This is a genomic window from Bradyrhizobium sp. (genome assembly GCF_004799445.1).
In the GTDB taxonomy this organism is placed as follows: domain Bacteria; phylum Pseudomonadota; class Alphaproteobacteria; order Rhizobiales; family Xanthobacteraceae; genus Bradyrhizobium.
Map to the genome: position 1 here is coordinate 1 of NZ_SSNA01000223.1, position 4,475 is coordinate 4,475.

At 59.3% G+C, this 4,475-nt stretch carries 5 protein-coding genes; all 5 read right to left on the bottom strand.

What is annotated here, in order from left to right:
- Positions 1–113: 113 nt before the first annotated feature.
- The 5 genes from E8A46_RS29060 to E8A46_RS29080 all read right to left on the bottom strand — a co-directional run bounded on the left by E8A46_RS29060 (position 114) and on the right by E8A46_RS29080 (position 4,308).
- Positions 114–368, bottom strand: a complete 255-nt coding sequence (locus E8A46_RS29060; protein WP_291568512.1) for a hypothetical protein — start codon at positions 366–368, stop codon at positions 114–116.
- A gap of 334 nt (positions 369–702) precedes the next feature.
- Positions 703–1,818, bottom strand: a complete 1,116-nt coding sequence (locus E8A46_RS29065) for a ring-opening amidohydrolase (protein ID WP_291568515.1) — start codon at positions 1,816–1,818, stop codon at positions 703–705.
- A 2-nt stretch (positions 1,819–1,820) separates the two neighbouring features.
- Positions 1,821–2,564, bottom strand: coding sequence for an ABC transporter permease (locus E8A46_RS29070; RefSeq protein ID WP_291568518.1), 744 nt, complete (start codon positions 2,562–2,564; stop codon positions 1,821–1,823).
- Positions 2,561–3,355, bottom strand: a complete 795-nt coding sequence (locus E8A46_RS29075) for an ABC transporter ATP-binding protein (protein WP_291568519.1) — start codon at positions 3,353–3,355, stop codon at positions 2,561–2,563. The genes E8A46_RS29070 and E8A46_RS29075 overlap by 4 nt, the downstream gene beginning before the upstream one ends.
- Positions 3,352–4,308 (bottom strand): ABC transporter substrate-binding protein, encoded by a 957-nt coding sequence (locus tag E8A46_RS29080; RefSeq protein WP_291568522.1) that lies wholly within the window; start codon positions 4,306–4,308, stop codon positions 3,352–3,354. Before E8A46_RS29080 ends, E8A46_RS29075 begins: the two co-directional genes overlap by 4 nt.
- Positions 4,309–4,475: the final 167 nt, after the last annotated feature.

A 4,475-nucleotide genomic window follows, 5' to 3' on the forward strand; every position in this document is an offset into this window, starting at 1 on the left:
AACAAAAAGCCGCCCGAAGGCGGCTTCTCAATTCGAACCTGATGATAGTGGATCAGGCGGCCAGCGGGTCTCCAAATTAAAGTTGGCAATCATAGCGAAAGCCGCCTCGCGGCTTATTGAACCGTCTCGTGCACATCCATGATCGGTACCTCCGGGACGGCCATTACTTCGGTGACAACATTATAGGAGATGTCCACACTGCCTGGCTTTTGAGAGCTCGGCTTTACATTTTTGACGTGAAGTGTAGCGCGAACCAGTCGTCCATCGCTCAAGGTGATTTCGGTCACGCCGTGGCGAACCCCGGCGATCTTGACCACCTGCGGCGCTCCGATTTGGAATGAAAATGGCTGAGTATATCCAAATGTCATCGTGTCCAACCTTCTACGCGGCCCTAAGAACAGACTCATTCAACATCGGTTGGTTCCATAAAAACCTTCGCCCCATTCTGGGGCGCGGGCTTTGATTTAGGTCAAACCAGCCGAAGACTCGCGGCGTGACTGAGATCGAGGCGGGCCTTAGGCGTTCACTCATAAAATACGCCTTCAGGACGACCAGTCTATGTCGTCTGTTATCCAGAGAGCGGACATTCATCGCAGCTGTCGGCACGTCCGCTTTGTGCCAAATGGCGGAAATTCGCACATTGAAAGTTATAGACTCTTGATTGGGGAAAATGCGCAATCTCGGTCGACTCATCGAGAAGGATCATAGGCGAGCAATTGCCGCTACGGGCCCGCCGCCCGGCGGTCCCTGATGCTCCGCGCCGCCGGAAACATAGACCGCCCCTGTCCCGGCGAGACCGCCGATCAGTCCGCCGACCGCGGCGCGGGCATGCCGGGTTGCGCCGATATCGGAATCGTCAAGCATGGTGTGACGGCTTCCGCGTACATTGCCGTCCGGGGACGCTTCCGCTTTGGCGAAAATATTAACCAGACGGTCCGGAACGATCGGATCAGACCGGCCTCGGGCCCAGAGGCCGACGCTTTCCAGCGCTTCGATCACCGCGGCGGCATCGATGGAGTCGCGCATGACGGCATGGCCGATGACAAAAGAGCTTGCCGATGTCCACGAATTTCCGAGGACGATTACCACATTGTGCATCAGCTCGATCCCGGCCGATGTCGAGGCCACGGACGAAAACAGATTCCAGCTTTTGAGAACCTGCTCTTCCCCGATCTCGCCGTCTACTTCGCCAAGGGCCGAGGCCACGCCGAGCGCGGATGCGCCACGGGAATAAGCCATCGACCCGTAAGCGCTGGTAGTGACGGTATTGCGACCTCTGGCGTGTGCGGCCTCGATCCGGTCGCTGGTCAGCAACGGACACTTGATCTGCACAAAATGCACGTCCTTGGTATCGTCGATACCGGCATCAGCCATGGCGACGCGGACGGCCTTTGCCGTTTCGTTGATCTGCGCCGCGCAGCCGAGTTCCTCCGGCATAAAGTCGCGGGTTTGGGCGATGCCGATGCTCAGGCGCTTGCCGGCGATGCCGTTGTGCGAACCGCCGGCTATCGCGCTTCGCGAAAACACCGTGATATGCGGACTGAGCACACCTTCGGTGCCGCCCGACATCACGAACGCTATCCTTTGCTCGACATCATGCTGGGACAGATTGACATAGGGCGCGAGCGCACCGCTGAGCGCCGTCACCGCATATTCCCGCGTGAAATCATTGACGCCGCCATTCCCCTCGGTTTTTCCCAGGATCGCGAGGATCGAGGCCGGCTCGATTTTGCCCGCTTCGACAAGATTCATCAGGCCCGATACATCGCCTGGACCTTTGGTCGAGATTTGGACGACGTTGACCGAAGTTGTGCGCATGTTCAATCCATATTGCCGCCGTGCCAGAAGATGACGCGTTCTTCGGCCCACCCGATGACATAGAACATCGTGATCCCCGCGAGCGCCGCCGCCGCGATCGCAGCAAACAGCGTTGCGGTTTCAAGATGCGCTGAAGATACCATGATGAGATAGCCGAGCCCTTGCGTAGCTCCGACAAACTCCCCGACGATCGCGCCCACGATCGCGAGCGAGGATGAGATCTTCAGCGCCGAGAACAGATATGGCAGGCAGTATGGGATCCGCAGCTTGCGGAATTCCTGGGCTCTGCTGGCGCCGAGAGTCTGGAACAACTCGCGGTATTCGGCGTCCGCTGCTTTGAGACCCTTCACCGCGTTCACCAGCACGGGGAAAAAGCATATCAGGATCACCGCCACGATCTTGGACCACCATCCCGTCCCCAACCAGATCACCAGCAGCGGAGCCACCGCGACGATGGGCGTGGTCTTGACCGCGATGGCGATCGGAAACAGTCCTTGCTCGAGCGTGCTGAATCGAACGAACATGACGGCGCAGCCGAACGCCAGCACGCCGGCGATCAGAAAGCCGGCCAGTGCTTCGACGAATGTTACGGCGAGTTGGACGGCAAGCGTGCGATCGACAGTGCCCAGGATGACGCTCGGCGCCGGCAACAGGTATTCCGGGACATCGGCGGCCATCACAATGACCTGCCAGACGGCGAGCGCGAGCAGGGCGAATATCAGCGGCGTTTGGATACGCAATCTCATCGGCCACCTTTGACGATTGTCCTGATACGTTTGATAATCGAACCCGGCTCCGAATCCTCGGGAGCGCGAGGCCGCGAACACCGGACCTGAACGTCTTCGGCAAGCCGTGCGGGCCGGTCGGTAAAAACGATGACGCGATCGGACATGGTCACCGCCTCGGAGATCGAATGGGTGACCATGATAATGGTGTGCAATCGCGTATTGCCGCTTTGCCAGATGCGGATCAGTTCCTCGTTGAGGGCTTCGCGCGTCAGTTCGTCGAGCGCGCCGAATGGCTCGTCAAGCAACAGGATATCGGGATCGCTGATCAGCGTGCGGGCAAGCGCTGCACGCTGCTGCATTCCGCCCGACAGCTGATGCGGGTAGGCATCGGCGAAGTCGCCTAGTCCGACCAGATCAAGCATCAGTCGGGCGCGCTGCCGGTCCGTCACGTCGACTACGCTGCCGCCAAGCTGAATCTCGACCGGCAGCAGCACGTTGTCGAGCGTGGCCCGCCATGGCAGCAGCAACGGCTTCTGAAACATGAAGCCGACGCGCAAATTGGGATCGCTCAGCACGATCTTTCCGCTGGCCGGCGTGACCAATTGCGCGATCGCCTTCAGCAAGGTGGACTTGCCGCAGCCGCTCGGTCCGAGCAGCGAGACAAATTCGCCCCGCCGCACGGTGAAGCTCAGGTCTTCGATGGCGACCACATCGCCGAAACGAACCTTGAGGTTTTCGATCGCCACCAAAGGCTCGGTCGTGGGCAGTGTCGACGCCTCCGGCCGGTTCGCCAGCGCGACTGCGTTCATTTGAGAAACTCGACGGTGAAGGCCTTGCCGACGTCAACCGGCGTCTTCTGAAATCCGGCGTCAACCAGCAGCTTTTGTGCGGCGGTCCAGTTCGCGGCATCCATCCAGCCCACCGGCTTGGCATCGGGTTGGAGCAAAGGCAGGCTCGCTTTCATCATCGCCAGTTCGTGATCGTAGGTCAGTTTGGATCCGTATTTGACAGTGATCGTTGCGGCCTCTTCGGGAGCCGCGATCGCGCTACTCCAGCCTCTAAGCGTCGCGGATACGAAGTTGCGGACGACATCCGGCTTCTCCCTGAGCATTTTCTCGGTGGTGAACAAGGTGTCGGCGTACAGGTCGATGCCATAATCCGGTGGCGATACGACGTTGACGTCAAAGCCCTTTTCCTTGGCCGCGAGAACTTCGTTGATAAGATAGCCCGGCCACACATCGACCGCGCCGGCGAGCAGCGGGGTGATGTCGAACTTGACGGGGACCTCGTTCAGTCTGGCCTTGTCGACGTTAGCTTTGGCGAGCACCGCGCGATAGATCAGTTCCTCGTTCCCGCCAACCTTCACGCCGATATTCTTTCCGACATAATCGGATGGCGCCTTGATGCCGGACTTTGCCAGCGAGAACAGAACGAAGGGGTTGCGGCGGAAGATCACCGCCAATGCCACCACCGGAACGCCTTTGCTGCGCGCTATCAGTATCTGGTCAGCGCCGGTCACGCCGAATTGCTCATTGCCTCCCGCCACCATCTGGATCGCCGGAAAATCCGGACCGCCGGGCTGGATGTCCACGTTCAAGCCGGCGGACTTGTAGAAGTCTTTTTCCTTGGCGACGTAGAAGCCGGCAAACTGCGCCTGATGAAACCATTTCAGTCTCAGCGTCACTGACTCTTCGGCTTGGGCAGCGGTGAGCATTCCGCTCAAGACCGCAGCGACGACGCACGTAACAATACGGTAAAACATGATCGCAGCCCTCCAGACGATGTTCGATGCCGCGGAGATCAGCCCTTTCCAGCGAGCGCCGCTAGAAGCAAAAACAGGCTGCAGCGAGCGTAAAAACAGCTCACTTCGTGATCATGCTGCCTGATGTGGCGGCAAAGACCGGCAATTTCGGGTCGTTTCACGGGACT

Excerpts from the sequence above, each read along its gene's own strand:
- E8A46_RS29075 (WP_291568519.1), bottom strand. The coding sequence starts at position 3,355 with ATGAACGCAGTCGCGCTGGCGAACCGGCCGGAGGCGTCGACACTGCCC.
- E8A46_RS29080 (WP_291568522.1), bottom strand. The coding sequence starts at position 4,308 with ATGTTTTACCGTATTGTTACGTGCGTCGTCGCTGCGGTCTTGAGCGGA.
- E8A46_RS29070 (WP_291568518.1), bottom strand. The coding sequence starts at position 2,564 with ATGAGATTGCGTATCCAAACGCCGCTGATATTCGCCCTGCTCGCGCTC.
- E8A46_RS29065 (WP_291568515.1), bottom strand. The coding sequence starts at position 1,818 with ATGCGCACAACTTCGGTCAACGTCGTCCAAATCTCGACCAAAGGTCCA.
- E8A46_RS29060 (WP_291568512.1), bottom strand. The coding sequence starts at position 368 with ATGACATTTGGATATACTCAGCCATTTTCATTCCAAATCGGAGCGCCG.